We start from the raw sequence: 24,568 nt of genomic DNA on the forward strand, positions 1-24,568 counted from the left end.
ACAAGGAGGCGATACGTGAACCCCCTCTTCCCCACCCATGGCATCACCACCGAACGGCTGACACTGCACGCAGCTCACCCTCGTCACGCTCAAGCCTTGCAAGCGTACCTGGTGCAAAACCGCGCGTACCTTCAACCCTGGGAACCGACTCGCGATGATGACTTCTTCGAACTCGGCGCCATTACCCAGCGCCTCGAAGCCATGGCCGAGAAAACCACCAGCGGTGAAGCCTTGCATCTGCTGATACTGCGCGACGACCGGATAATCGGCAGCTGCAACTTCAGCAACATAGTGCGCGGCGCATTCGAGGCCTGCCATTTGGGCTACGCACTTGATGAGACGGCCCAAGGCCAAGGGTTGATGCGCCAAGCGCTGAGCGCCGCGATTGACTATGTGTTCGTAGAGATGAAACTGCACCGTATCATGGCCAACTACAGGCCCGAAAACCAACGCAGCGCACGCCTGCTTGAGCGGTTGGGCTTTGAGCGTGAGGGCCACGCGCGGGCCTACCTGAAGATCAATGGCGTGTGGGCGGACCATATATTGACGTCGCTGATCAACCCCACGAACGGTGACGCATGAGCCTGAGCGTATTCGCAATCATCATGCTGGGCGCCGCCCTTCACGCCACCTGGAATGCGGTGGTCAAAGGCGGCGTCGACAAGCTGCTGACCACCTGCATGATCGCATCCGCCGCGTCATTGCTTGCGCTGGCGGCCATCCCTTTCCTGGCGCTACCGGCCAGAGAGAGCTGGCCCTTCATCGGCGCATCCGTGGTGTTGCAGGTGCTGTATTTCGTGCTGGTGGCCTCGACCTACCGCATTGCCGACATGAGCCAGACCTATCCGATCATGCGCGGCACGGCGCCGCTGCTGGTGGCATTGGTGAGTGTGCTGGTGTTGCACGAGCCGCTGTCGGCGTTTGCCTGGCTTGGCATTGGCGTGATCTGCCTGGGTATCTTGAGCATGGCCGCAGCGCCCTCGGCCGGGCATAACAAAGGGCTGGTGCTGGCGCTGATCAACGCCCTGGTGATAGCCGGCTATACGCTGATCGATGGCCTGGGCGTGCGCAAGTCCGGCGCACCAGCGGCTTACACGCTGTGGATATTTTTGCTGACCGGCATCCCGCTAGCCGCGTGGGCTTTAGCTGCCCGGCGTGCAGCGTTCTGTCGCTACGTCGTCGGCAACTGGCGGCTTGGCGCCGTCGGGGGCGCAGGCACTGTAGCGTCATACGGCTTGGCGCTGTGGGCAATGACCCAAGCACCCATCGCGACGGTTTCGGCCTTGCGTGAGACCTCGATCCTGTTCGGCGTAGTGATTTCGGCCTGGGTGCTCAAAGAGCATCTCACGCGGACTCGTATCATTGCCGCCGGCTTTATTGCCGTCGGGGCGATGGTGTTGCGCCTGGGCTGACCAGGACACATGCGCACAAAAAAACTGAGGATCTGTACTTTGACGCTCCAGGTAACCCGCTGCTAGTGTCCTGCCTCCCTACATGGAGCACCTGTGATGAAACTGGATATCTATCAAGTCGACGCGTTCAGCCAACAGGTCTTCGGCGGTAACCCGGCGGCTGTCTGCCCGCTGACCGAGTGGCTGCCCACAGAACAACTGCATCAAATCGCCGCTGAAAACAACCTGTCGGAAACCGCATTTTTCGTGCCCCGTGGCGAGGTGTATGAGCTGCGCTGGCTCACCCCCGAAGTCGAAGTGGACCTGTGTGGCCATGCAACGTTGGCCGCCGCCTGGGTGTTGATTCACAAACTGCCGAATGCCCCTGAAGTATTGCGCTTTGCTACCCGCAGCGGCGAGCTTCGCGTGACGCGCAATGGCGACGAACTGGCAATGGACTTCCCGGCCAAACAGCCCGAGCGCTGCGAGCCGCCAGCCGGCCTGTTGAGCGCGCTGGGGCTCGAACACGCCGAGGTGTATGCCACTGACGACTACATCGTCCTGGTCGATGACGAAGCCCAGGTCGCGGCACTCACGCCAGATTTTGCACGCCTCAAGGGCCTGCCCAAACGCGGGGTAGCGGTGACGGCCAAAAGCACGCGCTTTGATTTTATTTCCCGTTGGTTTGGCCCGAACGTGGGCGTCAATGAAGACCCGGTCACCGGCTCAGCCCACACCTCGTTGGCACCGTTCTGGGCCGAGCGCCTGGGCAAGTCGCAGTTGAGCGCCGAACAGGGCGGCAAGCGCCGTGGGCAACTGCGGTGTGAGCTCAATGGCGACCGCGTGATCATCTCAGGCCATGCAGCACTTTACCTGCAAGGCACGATTTACCTGTAAAAAGGACCACCCAAGGACAACAGATCATTCTCAAAATGAACGGAGTTCAGCGCGTGTTTTCGATTTCCCGCCGTCAACTGTCGATGATTGCCGCAGCCCTGGCGCTGGCCGGCTGTCACCCCCCCGTCAACGAACAGCCTCCGGCACCGGAACTGGGCTCGGGTTACCGCACCGACCTCACCACCCGCCACGCCGAACGCCATATGGCCGCCGCCGCCAACCCGCTGGCGGCCGAAGCCGGGCGCGAGATGTTGCGCCAGGGCGGTTCGGCAATTGATGCGGCGATAGCGATGCAGGCAGTGCTGACCCTAGTGGAGCCGCAGTCTTCCGGCATCGGCGGAGGCGCGTTCATCATGCTGTGGGACGGCAAGAACGTGCACGCCTATGACGGCCGTGAAACAGCCCCCGCCGGCGCGACTGAGCGCCTGTTCCTGAAGGCCGACGGCACGCCGATGGCGTTTCCCGAAGCGCAGATTGGCGGGCGTTCGGTCGGCACGCCGGGCGTCTTGCGGGCACTGCAGATGGCGCATCAAAAGACCGGGCACCTGCAATGGGCCAAGCTGTTTGAACCGGCGATTCGACTGTCGGAACAAGGCTTCGCAATTTCCCCACGCCTGCACGCGCTGATTGCTGCCGACCGCTACATTCCGCAGTCGCCGGAAATGGCGGCTTACTTTTTGAACGCCGACGGCACGCCTAAAGCCACCGGCACACTGTTGAAAAACCCGGCGCTGGCGGCTGTGTTCAAGCGCATCGCCAAGGAAGGGCCAGACGCGCTGTACCACGGCCCTATTGCCGATGAAATCGCGCGCAAGGTCCAGGGTAATCGCAATGCGGGCAGCCTCTCGCAGGCTGACCTTAAGGGCTACACCGCCAAGGAACGCACGCCGCTGTGTACCGACTACAAGCAATACCGGGTGTGCGGCATGCCGCCGCCGTCGTCCGGCGGAATAGCCGTCGCGCAGATCCTCGGCACCTTGCAGGCAGTAGAGGCACGCGACCCGCGCCTGGCCATCGCGCCGATGAAACCGGTGAAGAGCGCCTCGCCTGCCGGCCTTGAGCCTGTGCCCGAAGCCGTGCACCTGATCGCCGAAGCCGGCCGCCTGGCGTTTGCCGACCGTGCGCTGTATGTGGCCGACTCGGACTTCACGCCGGTACCGGTCGCGGGCCTTATCGCCCCCAACTACCTGGCACAGCGCGCCACCTTGATTGGCGAACGCAGCATGGGCATTGCCAAGCCGGGCACACCGGCGGGCATCCAGGTGGCCTACGCGCCGGACCGCTCGCCGCTGCGCATCTCCACCTCGCAAGTGGTGGCGGTGGATGACCAGGGCGGTGCAGTGTCGATGACCACCACGGTGGAAGCGGCGTTCGGCTCCCACGTGATGGTCCAGGGCTTTTTGCTCAACAACCAGATGACCGACTTTTCGTTTATCCCGCAAGAAAACGGCCAGCCCGTAGCCAACCGCGTCGAGCCCGGCAAGCGCCCGCGCTCGGCCATGGCCCCGACCCTGGTGTTCGATCGCCAGAGCGGCGAGCTGCTGGCGACGGTGGGTTCACCGGGCGGTTCGCAAATCATCGAGTACGTGAGTAAATCCCTGGTGGCCATGCTCGACTGGAACCTCGACCCGCAAGCCGCTATCAGCCTGCCCAACTTCGGCAGCCGCAATGGCGCGACCGAATTGGAAGCCGGCCTGTTCAGCCCTGCGTTGAAACAAGCGCTGCGGGACAAGGGCCACGCGTTGAGCGAAATCGATATGACCAGCGGCATCCAGGCCATTGTTCGCACGCGCGATGCCCAAGGCAAGGTCACGCTTAGCGGCGGCGCCGACCCTCGGCGTGAAGGCGAAGCGGTCGGCGACTAAATGTTCTACAAACGGAGAGAGTGCCGTGCAACAGGCTGATAATCTCGGCGCCCTCCCCGGCGTCGACCATGGTTTTTGTTCAATCAATGATCCTGCGCGCCCGGACGCGGTGTTCATCTGCAAGCAGGTACACAGCGCGACGGTGATTGAATGGCAGGCGCAGCTGGCAACCAACAGCGTGGCGGCGGATGGCGTGTTCACGCGCGAGCATCAACCGATCGCGGTGATCACGGCCGATTGTCTGCCCATTCTCATCGCAACTGAAGACGGTGCGAGGGTCGCGGCGGTGCATGGTGGCTGGAAGGGTTTGCAAAGCGGGATTATCGCCAACGCAGTGCAGCAATTTGCCGACGAAGGCATCGCCGTGGAGCAGTTGCAGGTGGCTATCGGACCGTCGATCAAAGCGTGTTGCTATGAAGTGAGCGAGGACTTTATAGCGCAGTTTCAGGCCGACCAAGGCCACCTGTGGCGTGACGGTCGGGCGCCGTGGAGCTGCGTACAACCGCCGCCATTGCTGCCCCCCGAAATTGCCCCGCCCTATGCCAGGCAAACGGCAAGTGCCTGGTTTGATTTGAGCGGCTACGGGGTGATGTTGCTGCAAGCGGCAGGGCTTAAGCGTGAGCAGATCGAAGTCAGTGAAGTGTGTACGTATTGCACTTCCGCCAGCTTCGCCAGTTATCGCAGGCGCACGCATAACCCTGATGAAGCGAAGACGTTGATCTATTCGTGGATTGCTCGCAAATCTTAATCGCGCGCCCTGAATCTGTGGCGAGGGCGCCACATTTTACTCGAGTCATTTCATCGGCTGATCTTTAGCCCCTTACGCCCCGCATGCCGCTCCAGCGCCAGCTCGATCAACCGGCTTACCAGCTCGCTGTAACTCATCCCCGCCGCCTGCCACAGCTTCGGGTACATGCTGATACGCGTGAAGCCTGGCAATGAGTTGATCTCGTTGATCAGCACCTCACCATCATCGGTGAGGAACACATCAACCCGCGCCAACCCCGCGCAGCCCAATACCTCAAACGCCTCGATAGCCAGGTGACGAATGCGCTCGCTGGCGTCGACGCTGATATCGGCCGGCACCACCACTTGGGCCGCCTGCCCGTCGATGTATTTGCTGTCGTAGGAATAGAAGCCGTTGCTCACCACAATCTCGCCACAGCCACTGGCGATGGGGTTGTCGTTGCCCAATACGGCGCATTCGATTTCACGGCCTTGGACCGCAGATTCCACCAGCACTTTTTCATCGAAGCCCAAGGCCAGCTCTACGGCGGCGTGATACTCGGCTTCGTTGCCAACCTTACTCACACCCACCGAAGATCCCTGGTTGGCGGGTTTGATGAACATTGGCAAACCGAGCTTATTCACAGCCGTTTCGAACGAAGTACGCGCTGCATTGCGGCGTGTCAGGGTGATAAACGGCGTGACAGCAATACCGGCATCGCGTAGCAGACGCTTGCTGACATCTTTGTCCATGCAGACCGCCGAACCCAGCACGTCGGAGCCGACGAAAGGCAGGTCGGCCATGCGCAGCAGGCCTTGCAGGCAGCCGTCTTCCCCGAGGGTGCCGTGGACGATGGGGAAGATCACATCGATGTGTTCCAGCAGGCCCTGCCCAGCGGTTTCCACCACTTGCTGGTTGGCCTTGCCCGGCACTACCGCCAGCTCACGGTTGGAGTGGTTGAGGGCGATGAGCGCCGGGTTTTCCTGGTTGATCAGAAAGTTCGACGTGTCGTTGAGGTGCCAGTGGCCGGCCTTGTCGATACCGATCAAGATGGGCTCAAAGCGCGAACGGTCCAGCGCATCGACGATATTACGCGCCGACTGCAACGAGACTTCGTGCTCGGCCGAACGGCCACCGAAAATAATACCTACCCGCACCTTGCTCATGACCCGGCCTCACTGTTGAAAGTAAGGCTTCTTACCATGAGCGGTCAGCGATTCGCTACCAGATGTGCGCCGAACAGCAGGTAGCAACCGCCGGCAAAGCGGTCGAGCCATTTACGTGAACGCGCGTAAAGGTTGGCCATGCGCTCGCTGGAAAACACCAGGGCAACGCTGGAATACCAACTGAACGACAAGGTGGCCATGGTGATGACTGCCAGGGTCAACAAGGCGGGCGAAGGAGACGGCGGCATGGTCGAGGCAAACGCCGTGGCGACGAACAGCGCGGCCTTGGGGTTGGACAAGTTGCCCAACAACCCGAAGCGCCAGGCGGAAAACAATGAGCGCTGCGGTTCGTCGGGCAGCACGGCCTGGCCAACAGACGGAGCCGAGCGCTTGAACAACTTGAGCCCAAGGTAAATCAGGTAACAACCGCCGATAATCTTGAACGCCAGGTAGAGCATGGGCGCGGCAGTAAACAGCGACTTGATGCCCAGGCCGCCCGCCAAGCCCCAAATGATCGTGCCGCTGGCCACGCCAGCCGAGGCCACAACGCCATGGCGCCTGGAACAGCTGGCAGCCAACTGCGCTGTGTTGAAAAAGTTGGGCCCGGGCGTCACCACAGCGACCGTCCACAGCAGAGCCAGCGAGACCAGCGGTGCCACATAGGCGGGGTTGAAAAAATCCATGGGGCAGCTCCGTCAGCGCAGTACACGAACCCGGATCATAGGCCTCGCCCCACGCTTGCACAATCGTACAAGACCCCGGCAGACAACCGCTGCAGACTCGGTTAACGTGTTTCCACCTCTACTTGTGACAAGTCACCATGGGCCAACCCACTTCTACCCTCGACTGGCTGCACCGCGCCCCGCACGCCAGCGGCCTTGACCGTATCGAGGCGTACTTCGCCGGCTTTGCGTTCGACCCGCATCGCCATGACACCTACGCCATCGGCCGCACCTTGTTTGGCGTGCAGAGCTATCACTACCGCGGCTGCATGACCCATAGCCTGCCGGGCCGGACCATGGTGATTCACCCCGATGAATCCCATGACGGCCGCGCCAGCAGCGTGGAGGGTTTCAAGTACCGGATGATTTATGTGGAGCCGGCGCTGATCCAGCAGATCCTCGGTGGTCGGCCCTTACCGTTTATCCACAACGGCCTGTCGACTGACCCGCGCCTGTTTCGCGCCAGCGAAGTGTTGCTGCAAAACCTCGACTGCCCGGTTGATCCGATGCAGGAACAGGACGCCCTGTTCGACCTGGCACACGCGCTGAACGCGGCATCCGGCGCAATCATCAGCCGCAAATCGTTCGATTACGTGGCCGCCGAGCGCGCCCGTGAGTTTATCCACAGCGCCCTTGGCCGCAGCATCACCCTGGATGAAATGGCCGACCACTGCGGCCGTGATCGTTGGGCACTATCGCGGGATTTTCGTTTGTTGTTCGGCACCAGCCCCTACCGCTACCTGACCATGCGCCGGCTGGATTTGGTGCGCAGCTTGCTGGCCCAAGGCCAATCGCTGGTGGATGCGGCGCTGACAGCAGGCTTTACCGACCAAAGCCATATGACCCGGCAATTTCGCAGCACCTATGGCATGCCGCCGTCGCGGTGGGTGAAGATGCTCGGGCGCTGATCCTCTGACTTGAAATACAGTAAATGTGGGAGCGGGCTTGCTCGCGAATGCGGTGGGTCAGCCAATTATTAGTCGACTGACACTCCGCTTTCGCGAGCAAGCCCCACACACACATTTGATTCAGGTTGTTTTAAATATAGCGCTCGGCGCGGGCGCTTTGAGGCGCAGCGCCAACACGCCGCCCACCAAGGCAATCGCCGCACTCCACCACAACGCCAGCTCGATCCCACCGCTATTGGCAACCGACACCAGCATCGCCAGCCCCAACGCCCCGCCAATCTGCTGGCTGGTAGAGGCCATACCCGCCGCCACACCTTGCTCGCCTGGCCGGATACCCAAGCCCGCCGCCACCCACATCGCCGTCCAGGTCATGCCTTGGCCGATGCTCAAGATAAAAATCCCCGGCAACAACGACCAGAACCCCACGCCCGTCGGCAGCGCCCAGCACACCAGTGCAATGCCCACCGCACCCGCCAGTTGCCCGGTGATCAAGGTGTTGCGCAACCCGAGCCTTGCCAGCGAGCGCTCCGCCAGCCAGATGCCGAACGTACACACCAGGGTCGCCGGCAAAAACGCCAACCCCGCTTGCAACACGCTGTAGCCATAAACCTGCTGGTAATACAGCGCCAGGAAGTAGTACTGCACACCGAAGCTGCTCATGAACACCGCCGTCAGCACCATGGCCATGCGCAGCTCCCGATAGGCAAACAGCCGCAGCGGCATCAGTGGGTCGCGGCCGCGCTGTTCGATCCAGGCGAACAACCCGAGCAGCGCCACAGCCAGGGCGATGCAACCCAACGTCGAGGGAGCGACCCAACCCCATTCCGGGCCTTGCACCAGCGAAAATACCAGCAAGGTGCCACCAACGGTCACGGTCAGCGCGCCTCCGATATCAAACTTGCGCCCGCGCACGCGCTCGCCATCGGCCGGGATCCAGTAGCGCGCCGCCCACGCACAGCCGCCGGCCAGCGGCACATTCACCAGAAACACCGCTCCCCAGCCCCACACCTGGGTCAATACGCCCCCCAGCAACGCGCCGAGGGCCAACCCCGCTGCCGACGCCGCGCTCCACACCGCAAACGCGCGGTTGCGCGCCGGGCCTTCGGCATAGTGGGTATTGATCAGCGCCAATGTGGCCGGGAACAACAACGCCCCGCCCACGCCTTGCACCGCCCGCGCCAGCACCAGCAATACCGCGCTGCCGCCCAGCACTGCCGCCAGCGACGCCAACGCATACAGGGCCTGCCCAGTTCGATACAAGCGGCGCTTGCCAAGCAGATCCGTAGCCCGACCACCCAGCAACAGGAAACCGCCAAACGCCACACTGTAGGCGCTGACCACCCACTGCAATTGCTGAGCGGAAAAATCCAGGTGAGCGCCGATCTGTGGCAAGGCCACGAACACGATGGTGGCATCCAGGGCGATGATCAGTTGCGCAGTGGCCAGCAGCACCAGCATCCAGCCAGAGGGTCGAGAGGGAGACATTGCAGCGTCCTGTCCAAAATAAGAGGCTGCCAGTGTCTTTTATGCGCATCAGATGATAAATAGCATCACCAACCTTTCAGTAATGACTTTAATCATGGATCTGAACGCTGTTCGCCTGCTGGCCCGTGTGGCCGAAACTCGCAGCTTCACGCGTGCTGCGGGTGACTTGGGGCTCACCCAATCCGGGCTGTCGCGCGCTATCTCGCGGCTGGAAAGCGAGCTGGGCGTGCGCCTGCTGCAACGCAACACTCGCAGCGTCAGCCTCACACCCGACGGGCAAATGTTGTACGAACGCTGCGCGCCGTTACTGGCGGAATTGGCCGAAACCGAAAAGTTGATGCTCGACCGGCGCAGCAGTCCGTCCGGCCTGTTGAAGATCAGCACGCCGTCGCTGTTCGGGCGCAAAGTGGTGATGCCGGTGATCGGCGAGCTGACCTTGCGTTACCCGGAGTTGCGCATTGAAGCGGTGATGACCGACCGCCTGGTGGATATTGTCGACGAAGGTTTTGATGCGTTGTTGCGTACCGGCGAGATCCAGGACCAGCGCCTGATCGCCCGCGCCCTGCCGCCGCTGCGTTGGGTCACCGTCGCCGCGCCCAGTTACCTTGCGCGTTTCGGCATCCCGCACAGCATTGAGGATCTTAAGGATCACAACTGCATTACCGTACGCAATCTGCGTAACGGCCGCCTGGTCGATTGGCAATTCATACGCGACGGCAAGGTGCAGGACGCAGGCGTCGAAGGTCGGTTGATCTTTGATATCGGTGACGCGATGGTGGACGCCGCGCTGGGCGGCTACGGCATCGCCCAAGTGATGGATTTTGCCGTGCGCGATGACCTCGCTGCCGGGCGGCTAGTGCCCATACTGCAAGCGTTTGCCGGGCGCAGTCGGGCGATCTCTTTGGTCTACCCGCCGTCCCGGCAATACTCGCCAAAGCTCATGGCGTTTGCCGACGCCTTGGCAAACGCGCGCTGGTAAGGCTTAGAGCTGGCGCCCGACAACCGGCGCACCGATGCTGAGGAAATTCCCGCCGGCGATATGGTGCAAGGTGCGCAATTCGTCATGCCCTTCGAAGTGCCAATGCCCCTCGCTGAACACGCGCTCGTCGGCATAGGCGGCGACCACTTCGCCGAGGAACAGGTCGTAGGTCTGTTGGTTGTGTGGCTCGGGCAGCAAGCGGCACTCCAGCCAGGCCACGCAGCCTTCCAGCAGCGGTGCCGGGGTGTGCTCGCCACTGAAGGTGTGCAGGCCGTACGCGGCGAACTTATCCGTTTCGGAGCCGCTGGTATTGCCGACCGTCTGCACCAGATCGGCCTGCGCCACACAGGGTACTTGCAACACAAACGTGCCAGCGCCTTCCAGCAGTTGGCGGGTCCAGGTGGACTTGTCCAACACCACGGCGACCTTCGGCGGTTCGAAATCCAATGGCATGGCCCAGGCAGCCGCCATGATATTGCGTTTGCCGTCGTGGGCGGCACTCACCAGCACGGTCGGGCCGTGGTTGAGCAAGCGGTAGGCCTTGGACAGCGGAACGGGGCGACGGTGGGTCGGGCTCATGGAGGGTCGGCTCTTCAAGCAAGAAAAAACCTACGATACCTCAAGCACAAGCCCTGCGGGTCAGCTCGACAGCTGATTGGCGAACTGCCCGACCGCGCTGACGACTTTTTGCGCGCCGTCCTGAATCTCCACGATCACCGTGCCCGCTTCGGCCGCCAGGGCCAAGCCTTGCTCGGCCTGCAGGCGACCGTCATTCATCAAGGTCACCGCATCGCGGGCCATGTCCTGGTTCTGGCGCACTACGCCGACGATTTCTTCGGTGGCTTTGCTGGTACGCGAGGCCAACTGACGTACCTCATCGGCCACCACCGCAAAGCCACGGCCCTGCTCACCGGCACGCGCCGCCTCGATGGCTGCGTTGAGCGCCAGCAGGTTGGTCTGCTCGGCGATGCCGCTGATGGTCTTGACGATGGTGCCGATCACTTGGGACTGGGCATTCAGCGCCTCGATGCCGTCACCTGCCTGCTGCATATGCTTGGCCAGGTCACGCATCACATCCACCGCCTGGGTCACCACGGTGGTGCCGCGCTGGGCGCTGTTGTCGGTTTGCAGCGAGGTGCTGTAGGCAATGTTGGCTGCCTCGGCCACAGCTTGTTCCTGATTGACCTGATCGGTAATCACCGTGGCGAACTTGACCACTTTGTACAGGCGGTCATTGGCGTCCAGCACTGGGTTGTACGTGGCTTCCAACCAAACCGTGCGGCCATGGCTATCGACCCGCTTGAAGCGTGCCGCAACAAATTCACCGGCGTTCAGGCGCTTCCAGAACTGTTGGTATTCGCTGCTGTTGTACTCCTGCGGTTCGCAGAACATGCGGTGATGCTTGCCCTGGATCTGCGCCAGGCTGTAACCCATGCCACCGAGGAAGCGGTCATTGGCTGTGAGCACATGCCCATCTAAATCGAATTCAATCACCGCCGTGGAGCGCACCAGCGCGGTAATCAGGTTTTCATGCTCGCGCGACGCCTCGATGGTACGGGTGAGGTCGCTTGAGTAAATCGAAAAATGCTTGATGCGCCCCGCCGAGTTGCGCACCGGCTGCACGATAGAGCGCAGCCACGCTTCCTTGCCGTTGCCACGCATCAGGCGCACGGTGCCGGCGAAGTGTTCGCCGCGCACCAGGGCATTTTTAAAGCGCAGCTGGAATTCGTCCTGGCGCACATGCGCAGGCACCAACTCATCAATGTGACGCCCCACGAGGTTGCTGGCCTGGTACACCAGTTCCTGCAGGAAGTTGGCATTGGCCCACTCCACCCGGCCGTCGGCATCCAGCGTCAGGCACAGCATTTCACTTTCCAGGCTCTCCTTGACCTGTTGCAAGCTCGACAATTCTTCGCGAAGAGCAGTCAGCTCTTGCTTCAGGCGGGTATTGAACATGGGGCACCGATAGGCATTTGGGGAGGTGGATCTGACCTGCATCGGCGCTGCCGGCGTTTTCTGAAGCGCTTTTTTCGCCGCAGCCAACTGTTTTTTTGGATCCATTAACCGCCGTTGTTTCGACACACGCCCATCACTTGATATTCAAGGGTATTGAGCTTGCCGGTGGAGTCTTCATAGGTCATGCGCGACGGCACCGCCGCGCAGGAGCGGATCGGCGGCGTCACATTCACCACCTTCTCAATGTCCAGCTTCATGCCATAGCGGTAGGCCTGCACCTCGGGCGCGGGCTTGCCTTTCTTTGCGGCGTAAGCGGCCATGGCTTTTTCATTGCGCTCCATCATCAGGGCAAAGGTGCGATCCCCGCCGCCTTCGGCCAACGCACCAAAAGACATGAGCGCGACCAAGACACCCAGGGCAACTTTATAAGCTTTCATCATTAGTTCCTCGTCTGAAAAGTTCAGTGACGAGATTAATCGAACAACCCTGACGCAATGTTCACCAAAACGTTACTTATTTGTTATGTGTTGTAAGCTTCCAGAATTGTAATGTTCACGCCATGAGTTCGTTATCCACGGTTTGCAACTATCAGCCCGGGCCAGATCAATAAGAATGCCCGCCTCTATAAGAAGCTGAAAACTGCCACTACCAAGGAGCGAAACATGCACATTACTTACTTCATCCTTCCCTTTTCCTTGCTGGCCGCGCTGCCCCTGGCGGCCGCGGCCGTAGAGGACAAGCCCGAAGGTTTTATCGAAGGCAGCCGCTTCAACGTGCTGGCGCGCACGTTTTACTTCAACCGTGATGACCGCAAGGGCCAGTCCAGCCCTACCGGCAACGGCTACTCCGAAGCCTTGGCGCAGGGCTTGATCGGCAAATTCGAGTCCGGGTTTACCCAAGGCACGGTTGGCTTCGGCCTGGATGCCTTTGGCATGTATGGCCTCAAGCTCGACTCGGGCACCGGTCGCAGCGGCGGCAAGGGTTCGTTCGGCGTACTGCCGGTAGACAGCGACAACCACCCCGAAAGTGGTTACAGCAAATTCGGTGGCGCAGCGAAACTGCGGGTGCTGGATACGGTAATCAAAGCCGGCGACGTGTTCCCCGCCACACCGGTGGTCGCCGCTGGCGATTCGCGCCTGTTGCCGCAAAGCTTTCGCGGCGTCACCGCGCAGAACACCAGCCTTGAGGGCTTGAGCCTGCAAGGCGGGCGCCTGAGCGGTATGAGCCAGCCGAGTGAAAGTGGCATGAACAAGGGCTTTGCGACCTTCTATGCAGGCAAGGTCGACTCACCCTGGATCGGCTATTTCGGTGGTGACTACACCGTCAACAAACACCTGAGTGTCAGCCTGTACAGCAGCCGTTTAAAAGACGCCTGGGACCAGTACTACGTCGGTACCAACGCCAGTTACCCGCTGAGCGAAGACGTGTCCTTGTTCGGCGACGTCAACTATTACAAGGCCGTGGATGAAGGCAAAAAACTGCTCGGCGAATTCAATAACAACATCTGGAGCGCCAGGCTTGGGGTCAAGGTCGGCGCCCACAGCCTGGCCCTCTCGCACCAGCGCAACAACGGCAATGACGACTTCGATTACCTGCGCCAGTCGGACTCGATCTTCCTCAACAACTCGATCCAGTACAGCGATTTCAACTCGCCCAAGGAGCGCTCATGGATGGCGCGCTACGACCTGGACATGCAGGCCTTCGGCATTCCCGGCCTGTCATTCATGACCCGCTACGCCAAAGGCACCGGCGCCGACTACAGCAATGCCAACGCGGTGTACATGCGCCGCGATGCGGCGGGTAACCCGCTGACCGATCAACGCCGTTGGGAACGGGATATCGAGGCCAAGTATGTGGTGCAAAGTGGCAGCCTCAAGGATTTGTCCTTGCGTTTACGCCAAGCCACTGTGCGCTCCAGTGCATTCGAGTCAGACCTGGAGGAAGTTCGCTTGATTGCAGAGTATCCACTGGTTGCACTGTGAGTGATTACATTCGCTTGCCGTTAACTAACATCTGTTCACAAATATCCAGTTATCAAAACTGTAATATTGGGCTCAGCTTCTCGTTAAGTTGAACTTCCTATACTCGCATCAACTTGTTTGCACCGAGCAACATTCGTCTCTAGAAGCTTTTTTGTAGCTCCTTTGGAAAAGAGATGAATTTTTAACGCCCCTCGGGGCGTTTTTTTTTGCGGGCAGGTTTAACAGCGGCCAATGGTCACAGTTGACCCTGAAGCTACTTCACGGTTCAGACTTTTCCTACTCACAAAACACCTAATTCCATAAGGAAATGGAGCCCTTCTCCCTCAGTAAAAGGTAAACCCCCATGCGTATCCTTGTGGTTGAGGACGAGCAAAAAACTGCCGACTACCTGCAACAGGGCTTGAATGAAAGCGGCTATGTGGTGGACTGCGCGTCCAATGGCATCGACGGCCTGCACCTGGCCGGGCAGCACGCCTATGAGTTGGTCATTCTCGACGTCAACCTGCCGGGCAAGGATGGCTGGGAAGTGCTGGAGCAATTGCGCCGCAATGGCACGCAACGGGTGATGATGTTGACTGCCCGTGGCCGCCTGGCCGACAAGATCAAAGGCCTGGACATGGGCGCCGATGATTACTTGGTCAAACCTTTCGAATTTCCCGAGTTGCTGGCCCGGGTGCGTACCCTGTTGCGGCGCAGCGAACATATCCCGCAGCCAGACGTGTTCCGCGTATTGGACCTGGAGCTGGACCCGCGCCGCCATCGCGCCTATCGCGGCACCCGCCGTATAGACCTGACCACCAAGGAGTTCGCGCTGTTGCAGGTGCTGATGCGCCAGACCGGCGAAGTACTGACCCGCACGCAGATTATTTCCCTCGTGTGGGACATGAATTTCGACTGCGACACCAATGTGGTGGAAGTCTCCATCAGCCGCCTGCGGGCCAAGGTCGACGACCAGAGCGAGGTCAAGTTGATCCACACCATTCGCGGCGTGGGTTATGTGCTGGAGGCGCGCGGATGAGAACCGGCAGTTTGTCGATGCGCCTTGGCTTGACGGTCAGCCTGATGGGCGCCGGCCTGGTGCTGTTGCTGGCGACCCTGGCGTACGTGGCACTGACCCACGAATTGGAAAAGCTCGCGCGCAAGAACCTGGAAAGCAAGATGGAGCAAATCCAGCACAGCCTGGCCCAAGGCCTGGATGCCAACCGCATCCGTGCCCGCCCGCACTCGTTGATGGACCTGGTGATCGGCCACGACAATTTCTACCTGACCATCGTCGGCACCGCGCCGGATGAAAGCGTACTGCTGAGCATCGGCGCCAAGCCCCAGGAGCCTTTGCTCACAGACTTCACCCCCAAGGAAACCCTTGGCTACCTCAATTGGGCCGACAGCAATGGCAACCAGGTGCTCAGCGCCTCCAGCCTGATGCGCCTGGCCAATGGCGAAAGGGTGCGCGTGCTGCTGTCGCTGGATCGCATGGACGACCAGGCGTTGCTCAGTGCCTACCTGCGCGCCACTTTGATTGCCCTGCCGATGCTGCTGATCCTGATCGGCATGGGCGCCTGGTGGTTGGTACAACGCGGGCTCGCGCCGTTGAAGCAGTTCAGCCATGTGGCGGCCAAAGTCACCACCCAGGACCTGACCCACCGTTTATCCGTCGACAACCTGCCCCATGAGCTGGGCGAATTGGCCCATGGCTTCAATGTGATGCTCGACCGCCTGGACGCGGGCGTGCAACAGCTGTCGCAATTCTCCGACGACCTGGCCCACGAAATGCGCGCGCCCCTGACCAACCTGATGGGCAAGGCCCAGGTGACGCTGTCCCGCCAGCGGCCACCGGAGGAATACAAAGCGGTGCTGGAGTCCAACACCGAAGAGCTCGAACGCCTGGCGCGCATCGTCTCCGACATGCTGTTTCTGGCCCAGGTCAGCCATCCGGCCGCGCGGGGCTCATTTACCCAAGTGTCGCTCGCGGACGAAGCCCATCGGGTGATAGATTTGTTTGCCCTGAGTGCCGAAGACAAACAACTGACCCTGACCCTCAGCGGCGATGCCCAGGTGCAGGGCGACCGCCTGATGATTCAGCGCGCCCTGTCCAATCTGCTGTCCAATGCCATTCGCCACAGCCCGGCGCAATCGCATATTTCAATGCTGGTGGAGGCCTATGGCAATCAGGTTGCGCTGTCAGTCGGCAACCCCGGCCCCGGGATCGAAGCGCAGCACTTGCCGCACCTGTTCGAACGTTTCTACCGCGTCGACAGCAGCCGCGCCCGCACCGAAGGCGGCACCGGGCTGGGCCTGGCCATCGTGCAATCCATCATGGCCCTGCACCAGGGGCAGGCTGACGTGCGCAGCCTGCCCGGTGGCTTTACCTTGTTTAGGCTGGTGTTTCCTCTTCCTTGCGATGCGCCCACTGGTACAGCGCCGGCAGCACCAGCAAGGTCAGCAACGTAGAGGAAATAATCCCGCCGATCACCACCGTTGCCAGCGGCCGCTGCACTTCGGCGCCGGTGCCGGTGGCGAGCGCCATGGGGATAAAACCAAGTGACGCTACCAGCGCCGTCATCAACACCGGGCGCAAGCGTGTCAGCGCGCCTTCGTTGACCGCCAACGCTAACGAGCGCCCTTCTTCACGCAGGTTGCGGATGAAGGCAATCATCACCAGGCCGTTCAGCACCGCCACACCGGACAACGCGATAAAACCCACGCCCGCCGAGATTGATAGCGGAATATCGCGTAGCCACAGCGCCATGATGCCACCGGTCAAGGCGAACGGAATCCCGGTAAACACCAGCAAGCCATCCTTGAGGTTGTTGAACATCATAAACAGCAACCCGAACACCAGCAGCAACGCCACCGGCACCACGATGCGCAAACGCTCGGAGGCTTCCTTCAACTGTTCGAACTGGCCGCCCCAGGTGGTCCAGTAACCGGCGGGCACTTTCACTTGGGTGCTGATGGCCGTCTCGGCCTCTTCAACAAACGAGCCAATATCGCGCCCACGCACGTTGGCGCTGACGATTACCAGACGCTTGCCGTTCTCGCGGCTGATCTGGTTCGGGCCGAGCACCAGATCCAGGCTCGCCACCTGGGACAAGGCAATAAAGCCCAACTGCCCCGCCGCACTGCCGGCCAACGCCGGCACCGGGATCAACAGCCGCGACAAGCCCTCGATATCGGTACGCAACGCGTCGGACAACCGCACCACCATGTCGAAACGCCGGTCGCCTTCGTACAACGTACCGGCCTGGCGCCCACCCACGGCCACGGCAATGGTGTCCTGCACATCGCCCACATTCAGGCCAAAACGTGCGGCTTTGTCACGGTCGATATTGATCGTCAGCACTGGCAGGCCGGAGGTCTGTTCCACCTTCACCTCCGAGGCGCCACCAAGCTTTTGCAACGTCTCGGCGATTTCCCCGGCGGTCTTGTTGAGCACCGCCATATCATCGCCAAACACCTTCACCGCCACATCACTGCGTACCCCGGAAATCAGCTCGTTGAAGCGCAGCTGGATCGGTTGCGACAGTTCATACGCACTGCCCGGCACAATCGCACTGGCGCGTTGGATATCGGCGATCAGCGCTTCGCGGGACTTGTTCGGATCCGGCCATTGGTCCTTCGGTTTAAGCATCACATAGCTGTCGGAAATGTTCGGCGGCATTGGGTCGGAGGCGATTTCCGCCGTGCCGGTGCGCGCAAATACACGCTCGATTTCCGGCACTTGGGCGATCAGTATTTTTTCCAGCTGCTGTTGCATCTGCACCGATTGCGACAGGCTGGTACCGGGTACGCGCAAAGCCTGCTGGGCGAAGTCGCCTTCACTGAGGCTGGGGATAAACTCACTGCCCATGCGACTGGCCACCGCGCCCGAGGCGACGATGGTCAGCACTGCCAAACCGAACACTAATGAACGGCGCGTCATCACCCAATCCAGCACCGGCGCATAGACCCGACGTGCAGTGCGCATCACCAGGTTTTCTTCTTCCTTGACCTTGCCGGTCACAAACAAGGCAATTGCGGCCGGCACGAACGTCACCGACAGAATCATCGCGCCCAGCAGCGCAATCACCACAGTGAAGGCCATGGGATGGAACATCTTCCCGGCCACGCCAGTAAGGGCGAAGATCGGCAGGTAAACCACCATGATGATCAGTTGCCCGAAGATCAGCGCACGCCGTGCTTCCTTGGCCGCCGCGAACACTTCGTGCAGGCGCTCGCTGCGCGTTAACAACCGCCCGTGCCGCTGCTGTGCATGGGCCAGGCGGCGGATCGCGTTTTCGACGATCACCACCGCGCCGTCGACGATAATGCCGAAGTCCAACGCGCCCAGGCTCATCAGGTTGGCGCTGACTTTGTTGGTGAACATGCCGGTAAAAGTGAACAACATCGCCAGCGGGATCACCATCGCCGTGATCAGCGCCGCGCGGATATTGCCGAGGAACAGAAACAGTACGGCGACCACCAACAGCGCGCCTTCGAAAAGGTTTTTCTTCACGGTGGCGATGGCTTTTTCCACCAGGTTGGTACGGTCGTAGACCGTCACGGCGACCACACCGGCGGGCAGTGAGCGGTTGATCTCTGCGAGTTTCTTCGCCACCGCCTGGGACACGGTGCGGCTGTTTTCACCGATCAACATAAACACCGTGCCCAGCACCACTTCACGCCCGTTTTCGGTGGCCGCACCAGTGCGCAACTCACGGCCGATTTCCACCTGCGCCACATTACGCACGCGGATCGGCGTGCCGTCGGAGCTGGTGATGACGATGTTGGCGATATCATCAATGGACGCCACCTGCCCCGGCGCGCGGATCAGCAATTGTTCGCCGCTGCGCTCGATATAACCGGCGCCGACGTTGGCATTATTGCGCTCCAGCGCCGTGACCAGATCGCCCAAGGTCAGGTTGTAGGCCGCCAGGCGCTTGGGGTCCGGGGCTATCTGGTATTCCTTGGCGAAACCACCGATGGTGTTGATCTCGGCCACGCCCGGCACATTGCGCAATTGCGGCTTGATGATCCAGTCCTGGATCACGCGCAGGTCGGTCGGCGTGTAGGGCGTGCCGTCGTCCTTGCGCGCGCCGTCTTCGGCCTCGACGGTCCACAGGAAAATCTCCCCAAGGCCGGTGGAAATCGGCCCCATCGCGGTTTCGATACCCAACGGCAATTGCCCGCGTGCCACTTGCAGGCGCTCGTTGACCAATTGACGGGCGAAGAACAGGTCGGTGCCGTCTTTGAAAATCACCGTCACCTGGGACAACCCCGAACGCGACAGCGAACGCGTCTGTTGCAGACCCGGCAGCCCGGCCATGGCGGTTTCAATCGGAAAAGTGATGCGTTGCTCGGTTTCCAGCGGTGAAAAACCGGCCGCCGCCGAGTTGATCTGCACCTGCACGTTGGTGATGTCGGGCACCGCGTCGATGGGCAACTTTTGATAGCTGGCGATGCCGACACCGGCCATCAACAGCACCGCCAGCAGCACGATGATGCGCTGCTCGATGGCGAATTGGATAAGGCGCTCAAACATGGGGAATCACTCGCAGGATCAATGGGCGTGCTCGGCCGAGCCTTTACCCAGTTCGGACTTGAGGATGAAGCTGCCGACGGTGGCCACCTGCGCTCCGGCCTCAAGGCCCTGGCGCACTTCGACGTAGCCGTTTTCGCTCACACCGAGTTCAAGGTGGCGGGTGATAAAGCCATCCGCAGTGCGCACGAACACCGAGGGTTTGTCCTCGACAGTCTGGATTGCGGTTTGCGGCACGGTGACCTTGGCCTGGTAGGTATCGGTGGCCAATTGCACCGTCACAAACAGGCCCGGGCGCCAGGCGTCGTCGGGGTTGGGCACGCTCACGCGCACGGTGGCGGTACGCGTCTGCTCGCCGAGCAAGTTGCCCACGTAGGCCACGGAGCCCTGCACTTCAGTGCCCATTTCCGTGGAGATGACCTTCACTGGTTTGCCGACCCGAACCTTGTTCAAATCCTTGGGAAACACACCGAAGGTGACCCACACCTGGGACAAGTCCGAGAGCGTGAAGGCGTTGCTGGTCTCGCTGACCACTTCGCCGACGCCGAGGTGTTTTTCCACCACCACGCCGGCAAACGGCGCACGCAGTTCATAACGATTGCCACCGACCAGGACCGCGCTGCCGCTGAGGGCGGTCATCTTCTGGCGCGCATTGTTCAGGGCGATTTCGGCCTCTTGCAAGGTCTGTCGCGCCAGCAGGTAATCCTGTTCGGCAGAGATTTCGTCCTTCCACAATTGGCGTTCGCGCTGGAAGGTGGTGCGCGCCAATTCAACTCGGCGCTCGCTGGCCGCCAGCTCGCTGCGCTGGTCGGAAATCTGCTGGCTGGAGATCACCGCCAACAGCTCGCCTTTCTTCACCGACTGGCCAAGGTTGACCTTGACCGCCTCCACCACACCGGCCGCACGCGGGACGATGTGCGAAGTGCGGTCCTCGTCGAAACGCACTTCCCCCGGCAGCGTCAGCACCGTGCTGATCGAGCGCGGTTGGGCCTGGGCGAGCTGGATACCGGCGGCCTGGATCTGCTGTTCAGTGAGTTCAAGCGCGCCTTCTTCTTCATCGGCGACGGCAAAGCCAGACAGCAACAGGCTCAGGGCGACGGCCAGCGCCACGCCATGTTTATGTTTCATAGAGGACTCCAGAAAAAATCAAAATCGGGCGAGGTCGCCGTAGATCCGTTCGATACGCACCCAGGCATCGGTGGCCTGGGCGGTCGCCGTGAGGTATTGGGTGCGCGCGGCGATCAAGGTGCGCTGGGCGTCGAGCACGTCGAGGAAGTTGAACTTGCCCATCTCGAAGCCACGGGTGGCGCTGTCCACCGCGCTTTGGGCGGCGGGCAGGATCTGTTGGTTGAAGGTGCGCACTTCGGTATTGGCGGTTTGCCACAGGTCCAGGGCCTGGCGGGTTTCGGTACGCAGGCGCAGTTCGACGGCGTTGCGCAGGTCGCGGGCCTGGTCGGCGCGGCGGCTGGCGGCCAGCACATTGCCCTGGTTACGATTGAACAACGGGATCGGCATCGACACGCCCACCACGTTCACACGCTCGCGCACGCTGGCGTCGTACTGGCTGCCGATGGACACGTCGAGGTCGGGAATCCGCTGGGCTTTTTCCAGCCCTACGCTGGCCTCGTTTTGCTGGATTTGCAGTTCAGCCAGGCGCAACTCGGTGGTTTGCTCAAGGCGCGCCAGCAACTGGGCGGAAGGCGGCAACGGTGGTGCGGATTGGCTTTGGGTGGCGACCGCCTGGAAGTCAGGGGTGGCGCTGCCGGTGCTGGCGGCGAGGCGGCGGTAGGCGTCCGTGAGGCCGATCTGGGCGCGGTTCAGTTCAAGGCGGATCTCCGACAACTGCACCTGGGCGCGAGTGGCTTCTACCGGCGACGATTTACCGGCTTTGACGCGACCATTGGCGACCACCAGGCCACGCTCGGCCAAAGCCATTGAGCGTTGCGCCAAGTCGAGGCGTTCCTGGGCACGCAGGGCACCGTAGTAGCTGTCGATCACATCGGCGCGCAGACCGTTGCGCCGCTGCTCAAGGGTCAACGCGGCGGCATCCTGAGCGCGCGTTGCCACATCAATGCGCGCACCGCGTTTGCCGCCCAGCTCCAGGGTCTGGCTGAGTTTGATGGTGGTGGTGCGCGAGTTGCGGCGGGTGTCTTCGGCATCCCAGGAAGCCACCGGGTTAGGGATCAAACCCGCTTGCTGGCGGCCGCCTTGGGCGATGTCGATTTCCCATTGCGCGGCGGCCAGGTCGGGGTTGTTGGCGAAGGCGGTTTGCAAGGCTGAATCGAGCGTCAGGGTTTGCGCCTGGGCAGCGTTCGCCGCTACCCATAACGCTGCAGCCCCCAAAAGTGTTCTAAAAAAAAGTGCCATAACGAGAGTTCCACGCCCATGAAGTCGCTGAGGTTTCCCAGCGGGGGCAATGTAGCTTTCGCGACTTATCAGAGCGGTGGAGCGAAGATTACAAATCCGACAGGCACCGCCTCAGGCGTGCACCTCGTCATGGTCGTCGTGATGAAAGCCTTCGCCTTCGACCTGCAAGGTGACATGGGAAATATCGAATTGTTCGTGGAGCAATTCCGTCACCAACGTGAGGATTTGTTGCTCAGTGCCTTGGGACGGATCGGCGACCAAATGCGTGCTGAGCACATTCTTGCCGCTGGTCAGCGCCCAGATATGCAGGTCGTGTACGTCCTTGACCCCAGGCACGCTGCGAATGGCCTGCTCAACCTGATCGATATCCACGCCGTCCGGCACGCCTTGCAGCAGTACGTTCATGCTTTCCTTGAGCAGCGTCCAGGTACGTGGCAACACCCAGAAACCAATCGCCGCCGCCACCACGGAGTCCACCCAACCCCAGCCGGTAAACATGATCACCACCGCAGCGATGATCACGCCGATAGAACCGAGCATGTCGCTCCAGACTTCCAGGTAAGCGCCCTTCACATTCAGGCTTTCACCGCTGGCCGCGCTGAGCAGGCGCATGGAGATCAGGTTGACGATCAGCCCCAGCACCGCGATCACCAGCATGCCGGTGGACTGGATTTCGGCCGGCGCCTGCAGTCGCTGATAAGCCTCGTAGAGGATGTAAAACGCCACGGCGAACAGCAGCAGCGCATTGAAGGCCGCCGCCAGGATCTCGAAGCGCGCATAACCAAAAGTGCGCTTGCGGTCAGCCGCACGCTTGGCGACCTGAATGGCCACCAGGGAAATCGCCAGGGCCAGAGCGTCGGTCATCATGTGCGCGGCGTCGGACAACAGCGCCAGGCTACCGGTGACAAAAGCGCCAATAACCTCGGCAATCATGAAGCTGCCGGTCAGCCCCAGGGCCATCCATAACTTGCGTTCGTGGCCGGCGCGTACTTGGGCGTGGCTGTGTCCTGCGCTCATCACATGTCCTCGTGGTTTGTAGTCCGTTGATCATAGAGCTATAGGCCAAATTCCCGCGCATACCTTGCAAACTTGTCACGCGCCCGCCAGTTCACCGTTAGATTGAGCGCACCAAAATCGCCCATGCAAGCGCTGCGGCAGTTCTATCAGGTATGCTTTTCGAGCAGGAAACAAAAAGAAACAAATTAACCAACCTGTTCGATAAGGAGTCCCGTTTTGGAGTTATCGACTGCCGCGTGGATGGTTCACGACACCCGCCTCATGTTCTGCGTTCTGCTGGCCATCGCCAGCATCATTGTGTTGATCAGCGCGACCAAGCTGCCGCCGTTCTTGTCGATCCTGATCGGTACGTTTATCGCCGGTGTGGGCGCCGGGTTGCCGCCGGAAGAAGTCGCCAAAGCCTTCAGCAAAGGCGCCGGGGCGATCCTCGGTGAAGCCGGGATCATCATTGCCCTGGGCTCGATGCTCGGCGCACTGATGGCCGAATCCGGTGCGGCCGACCGCATCGCTACCACTTTGCTCGGGTTGGGCAAGGGCAAGTCACTGCCGTGGGTGATGGCGCTGGTGGCGATGGTGATTGGTTTGCCGCTGTTCTTCGAAGTCGGCCTGGTGATGATGGTGCCGATCATCTTCGTGATGGCCAAACGTTCGAACCAGCCGCTGCTGAAAATCGCCATCCCGGCGTTGGCCGGCATGACCACCCTGCACGCCCTGATGCCACCGCATCCGGGGCCGTTGATTGCGGTGAGCGCGTTGCACGCCGACCTGGGCCTGACCATGCTGCTGGGCTTCTGCCTGGCGGTGCCGGCCGTGATTCTCGCTGGCCCGCTTTATGGCAACTGGCTGTCCAAGCGCCTGCACGTGGATGAGCCGGCCGACATCGGCGCGCTGTTCAGCGCACCGCCCAAGGCGCCGCGTCAGCCGAGCTTTGGCGTGTCGCTGTTGATCATTTTGCTGCCGGTGATTTTGATGCTCGGCAGCACCTTGGCCAAAGTCGCGTTGCCAGCCGAAAGTACCGTCGGCCTGACCTTGAAGTTCCTCGGTGAACCGCTGATCGCCCTCGGCCTGGCCGTCATCGCTGCCGTGATCTGCCTGGGCTGGGCCGCCGGCATGCCGCGTGCCGAGGTTGGCAACACCCTGCGCAAAGCCCTCGCGCCCATCGCCGTGTTGCTGCTGACCATCGGCGCCGGCGGCGGCCTCAAGCAAACCCTGCTGGACGCCGGCGTCAGCCAGACCATCAGCAAGGTCGCCGAAGGCGCGCACATGCCGTATCTGCTGCTGGCGTGGTTGATTGCCGTGGCCCTGCGCCAGGCCACCGGCTCGGCGACGGTCGCTACCACCACCACGGCGGGCATCCTCGCGCCGATGATGGCCGGGCTGGCCGCGACCCAGAGCTCATTGGTAGCGCTAGCGATTGGCGCGGGCTCGGTGTTCTTCTGCCACGTCAACGACGCTGGGTTCTGGATGGTGCGTGAGTACTTTGGTTTGCAGTTGAAGCAGACGATTTGGGTATGGTCGGTGTTGCAGACCATTGTTTCGGTCGTCGGCCTGATCGGTACGCTGCTGCTCTGGCACTTTTTGACCTGAG

General features: G+C 61.3%; 21 protein-coding genes and 1 pseudogene. 11 read left to right on the plus strand and 11 right to left on the minus strand.

Annotation, left to right across the window (positions count from 1 at the left end; all coding sequences use genetic code 11):
* Positions 1-15: 15 nt before the first annotated feature.
* The 5 genes from rimJ to pgeF all read left to right on the plus strand — a co-directional run bounded on the left by rimJ (position 16) and on the right by pgeF (position 4,901).
* On the plus strand, positions 16-582 hold the full coding sequence (gene rimJ, locus FFI16_RS23025) for a ribosomal protein S5-alanine N-acetyltransferase (protein ID WP_178112706.1): 567 nt from the start codon (positions 16-18) through the stop codon (positions 580-582).
* Positions 579-1,412: an EamA family transporter gene (locus FFI16_RS23030; RefSeq protein ID WP_138816960.1), complete on the plus strand. Its 834-nt coding sequence runs from the start codon at positions 579-581 to the stop codon at positions 1,410-1,412. Before rimJ ends, FFI16_RS23030 begins: the two co-directional genes overlap by 4 nt.
* A gap of 96 nt (positions 1,413-1,508) precedes the next feature.
* Positions 1,509-2,288, plus strand: coding sequence for a PhzF family phenazine biosynthesis protein (locus FFI16_RS23035; protein WP_138816961.1), 780 nt, complete (start codon positions 1,509-1,511; stop codon positions 2,286-2,288).
* A 35-nt stretch (positions 2,289-2,323) separates the two neighbouring features.
* Positions 2,324-4,153, plus strand: coding sequence for a gamma-glutamyltransferase (gene ggt, locus FFI16_RS23040; RefSeq protein ID WP_138816962.1), 1,830 nt, complete (start codon positions 2,324-2,326; stop codon positions 4,151-4,153).
* A 25-nt stretch (positions 4,154-4,178) separates the two neighbouring features.
* Positions 4,179-4,901: a peptidoglycan editing factor PgeF gene (pgeF, locus tag FFI16_RS23045; RefSeq protein ID WP_138816963.1), complete on the plus strand. Its 723-nt coding sequence runs from the start codon at positions 4,179-4,181 to the stop codon at positions 4,899-4,901.
* A gap of 50 nt (positions 4,902-4,951) precedes the next feature.
* Here the strand turns inward: pgeF and ddlA are convergent, their stop codons facing one another.
* The gene (ddlA, locus tag FFI16_RS23050; RefSeq protein WP_138816964.1) at positions 4,952-6,046 is read right to left on the minus strand and encodes a D-alanine--D-alanine ligase; all 1,095 of its coding nucleotides are present in this window, start codon (positions 6,044-6,046) and stop codon (positions 4,952-4,954) included.
* Positions 6,047-6,090: 44 nt separating this feature from the next.
* Positions 6,091-6,729, minus strand: coding sequence for a LysE family translocator (locus FFI16_RS23055; RefSeq protein WP_138816965.1), 639 nt, complete (start codon positions 6,727-6,729; stop codon positions 6,091-6,093).
* A 137-nt stretch (positions 6,730-6,866) separates the two neighbouring features.
* Here FFI16_RS23055 and FFI16_RS23060 point away from each other — a divergent pair, with 137 nt between their 5' ends.
* On the plus strand, positions 6,867-7,676 hold the full coding sequence (locus tag FFI16_RS23060; protein WP_017137672.1) for an AraC family transcriptional regulator: 810 nt from the start codon (positions 6,867-6,869) through the stop codon (positions 7,674-7,676).
* A gap of 120 nt (positions 7,677-7,796) precedes the next feature.
* On the opposite strand, the gene FFI16_RS23065 is transcribed toward FFI16_RS23060, so the two are convergent.
* Positions 7,797-9,134, minus strand: a complete 1,338-nt coding sequence (locus FFI16_RS23065; protein ID WP_138817451.1) for an MFS transporter — start codon at positions 9,132-9,134, stop codon at positions 7,797-7,799.
* Between the two features lie 121 nt (positions 9,135-9,255).
* On the opposite strand from FFI16_RS23065, the gene FFI16_RS23070 reads away from it, so the two are divergent.
* A complete protein-coding gene (locus FFI16_RS23070; RefSeq protein ID WP_138816966.1) occupies positions 9,256-10,140 on the plus strand; it encodes a LysR family transcriptional regulator in 885 nt (294 codons plus the stop codon).
* 3 nt (positions 10,141-10,143) lie between these two features.
* Here the strand turns inward: FFI16_RS23070 and FFI16_RS23075 are convergent, their stop codons facing one another.
* From FFI16_RS23075 to FFI16_RS23085, 4 genes and pseudogenes are all read right to left on the minus strand, one after another.
* On the minus strand, positions 10,144-10,719 hold the full coding sequence (locus tag FFI16_RS23075; protein ID WP_138816967.1) for a flavin reductase family protein: 576 nt from the start codon (positions 10,717-10,719) through the stop codon (positions 10,144-10,146).
* Between the two features lie 60 nt (positions 10,720-10,779).
* Entirely contained in the window at positions 10,780-11,211 is a 432-nt protein-coding gene (locus tag FFI16_RS30955) for a methyl-accepting chemotaxis protein (protein ID WP_370589429.1), read from the minus strand.
* A 108-nt stretch (positions 11,212-11,319) separates the two neighbouring features.
* Positions 11,320-12,201 (minus strand): annotated as a pseudogene (locus FFI16_RS30960) (PAS domain-containing protein); the annotation flags it as partial.
* Positions 12,201-12,533 (minus strand): DUF2790 domain-containing protein, encoded by a 333-nt coding sequence (locus FFI16_RS23085; RefSeq protein WP_138816969.1) that lies wholly within the window; start codon positions 12,531-12,533, stop codon positions 12,201-12,203. The gene FFI16_RS23085 and the pseudogene FFI16_RS30960, both read right to left, overlap by 1 nt.
* A 225-nt stretch (positions 12,534-12,758) precedes the next feature.
* On the opposite strand from FFI16_RS23085, the gene FFI16_RS23090 reads away from it, so the two are divergent.
* From FFI16_RS23090 to FFI16_RS23100, 3 genes are all read left to right on the plus strand, one after another.
* The gene (locus tag FFI16_RS23090; RefSeq protein WP_138816970.1) at positions 12,759-14,078 is read left to right on the plus strand and encodes an OprD family porin; all 1,320 of its coding nucleotides are present in this window, start codon (positions 12,759-12,761) and stop codon (positions 14,076-14,078) included.
* Positions 14,079-14,421: 343 nt separating this feature from the next.
* Entirely contained in the window at positions 14,422-15,096 is a 675-nt protein-coding gene (locus FFI16_RS23095; RefSeq protein ID WP_017137677.1) for a heavy metal response regulator transcription factor, read from the plus strand.
* Complete coding sequence (locus tag FFI16_RS23100; RefSeq protein WP_138816971.1) at positions 15,093-16,529, plus strand: heavy metal sensor histidine kinase; 1,437 nt, start codon at positions 15,093-15,095, stop codon at positions 16,527-16,529. Before FFI16_RS23095 ends, FFI16_RS23100 begins: the two co-directional genes overlap by 4 nt.
* On the opposite strand, the gene FFI16_RS23105 is transcribed toward FFI16_RS23100, so the two are convergent.
* The 4 genes from FFI16_RS23105 to FFI16_RS23120 all read right to left on the minus strand — a co-directional run bounded on the left by FFI16_RS23105 (position 16,453) and on the right by FFI16_RS23120 (position 22,980).
* Entirely contained in the window at positions 16,453-19,599 is a 3,147-nt protein-coding gene (locus FFI16_RS23105; protein ID WP_138816972.1) for a CusA/CzcA family heavy metal efflux RND transporter, read from the minus strand. The two genes, FFI16_RS23100 and FFI16_RS23105, sit on opposite strands and share 77 nt — an antisense overlap.
* Positions 19,600-19,617: 18 nt before the next feature.
* Positions 19,618-20,724 (minus strand): efflux RND transporter periplasmic adaptor subunit, encoded by a 1,107-nt coding sequence (locus FFI16_RS23110; RefSeq protein ID WP_138816973.1) that lies wholly within the window; start codon positions 20,722-20,724, stop codon positions 19,618-19,620.
* A gap of 18 nt (positions 20,725-20,742) precedes the next feature.
* Positions 20,743-21,963, minus strand: coding sequence for a TolC family protein (locus FFI16_RS23115; RefSeq protein WP_138816974.1), 1,221 nt, complete (start codon positions 21,961-21,963; stop codon positions 20,743-20,745).
* Between the two features lie 111 nt (positions 21,964-22,074).
* Positions 22,075-22,980: a cation diffusion facilitator family transporter gene (locus tag FFI16_RS23120; RefSeq protein WP_138816975.1), complete on the minus strand. Its 906-nt coding sequence runs from the start codon at positions 22,978-22,980 to the stop codon at positions 22,075-22,077.
* Positions 22,981-23,196: 216 nt separating this feature from the next.
* Between FFI16_RS23120 and FFI16_RS23125 the strand changes: the two genes are divergently transcribed.
* Positions 23,197-24,567, plus strand: a complete 1,371-nt coding sequence (locus FFI16_RS23125; protein WP_106805243.1) for a gluconate:H+ symporter — start codon at positions 23,197-23,199, stop codon at positions 24,565-24,567.
* Position 24,568 lies beyond the last annotated feature (1 nt).

The organism is Pseudomonas sp. KBS0710, assembly GCF_005938045.2.
Lineage (GTDB): Bacteria > Pseudomonadota > Gammaproteobacteria > Pseudomonadales > Pseudomonadaceae > Aquipseudomonas.

Coding starts and splice junctions, on each gene's coding strand:
- FFI16_RS23060 (WP_017137672.1), top strand. CDS start 6,867: ATGGGCCAACCCACTTCTACCCTCGACTGGCTGCACCGCGCCCCGCAC.
- ggt (WP_138816962.1), top strand. CDS start 2,324: ATGAACGGAGTTCAGCGCGTGTTTTCGATTTCCCGCCGTCAACTGTCG.
- FFI16_RS23085 (WP_138816969.1), bottom strand. CDS start 12,533: ATGAAAGCTTATAAAGTTGCCCTGGGTGTCTTGGTCGCGCTCATGTCT.
- FFI16_RS23070 (WP_138816966.1), top strand. CDS start 9,256: ATGGATCTGAACGCTGTTCGCCTGCTGGCCCGTGTGGCCGAAACTCGC.
- FFI16_RS23115 (WP_138816974.1), bottom strand. CDS start 21,963: ATGGCACTTTTTTTTAGAACACTTTTGGGGGCTGCAGCGTTATGGGTA.
- FFI16_RS23110 (WP_138816973.1), bottom strand. CDS start 20,724: ATGAAACATAAACATGGCGTGGCGCTGGCCGTCGCCCTGAGCCTGTTG.
- FFI16_RS23105 (WP_138816972.1), bottom strand. CDS start 19,599: ATGTTTGAGCGCCTTATCCAATTCGCCATCGAGCAGCGCATCATCGTG.
- FFI16_RS23075 (WP_138816967.1), bottom strand. CDS start 10,719: ATGAGCCCGACCCACCGTCGCCCCGTTCCGCTGTCCAAGGCCTACCGC.
- FFI16_RS30955 (WP_370589429.1), bottom strand. CDS start 11,211: ATGCGTGACCTGGCCAAGCATATGCAGCAGGCAGGTGACGGCATCGAG.
- FFI16_RS23035 (WP_138816961.1), top strand. CDS start 1,509: ATGAAACTGGATATCTATCAAGTCGACGCGTTCAGCCAACAGGTCTTC.
- FFI16_RS23100 (WP_138816971.1), top strand. CDS start 15,093: ATGAGAACCGGCAGTTTGTCGATGCGCCTTGGCTTGACGGTCAGCCTG.
- ddlA (WP_138816964.1), bottom strand. CDS start 6,046: ATGAGCAAGGTGCGGGTAGGTATTATTTTCGGTGGCCGTTCGGCCGAG.
- FFI16_RS23030 (WP_138816960.1), top strand. CDS start 579: ATGAGCCTGAGCGTATTCGCAATCATCATGCTGGGCGCCGCCCTTCAC.
- FFI16_RS23065 (WP_138817451.1), bottom strand. CDS start 9,134: ATGCTGGTGCTGCTGGCCACTGCGCAACTGATCATCGCCCTGGATGCC.
- FFI16_RS23095 (WP_017137677.1), top strand. CDS start 14,422: ATGCGTATCCTTGTGGTTGAGGACGAGCAAAAAACTGCCGACTACCTG.
- FFI16_RS23120 (WP_138816975.1), bottom strand. CDS start 22,980: ATGAGCGCAGGACACAGCCACGCCCAAGTACGCGCCGGCCACGAACGC.
- FFI16_RS23055 (WP_138816965.1), bottom strand. CDS start 6,729: ATGGATTTTTTCAACCCCGCCTATGTGGCACCGCTGGTCTCGCTGGCT.
- FFI16_RS23090 (WP_138816970.1), top strand. CDS start 12,759: ATGCACATTACTTACTTCATCCTTCCCTTTTCCTTGCTGGCCGCGCTG.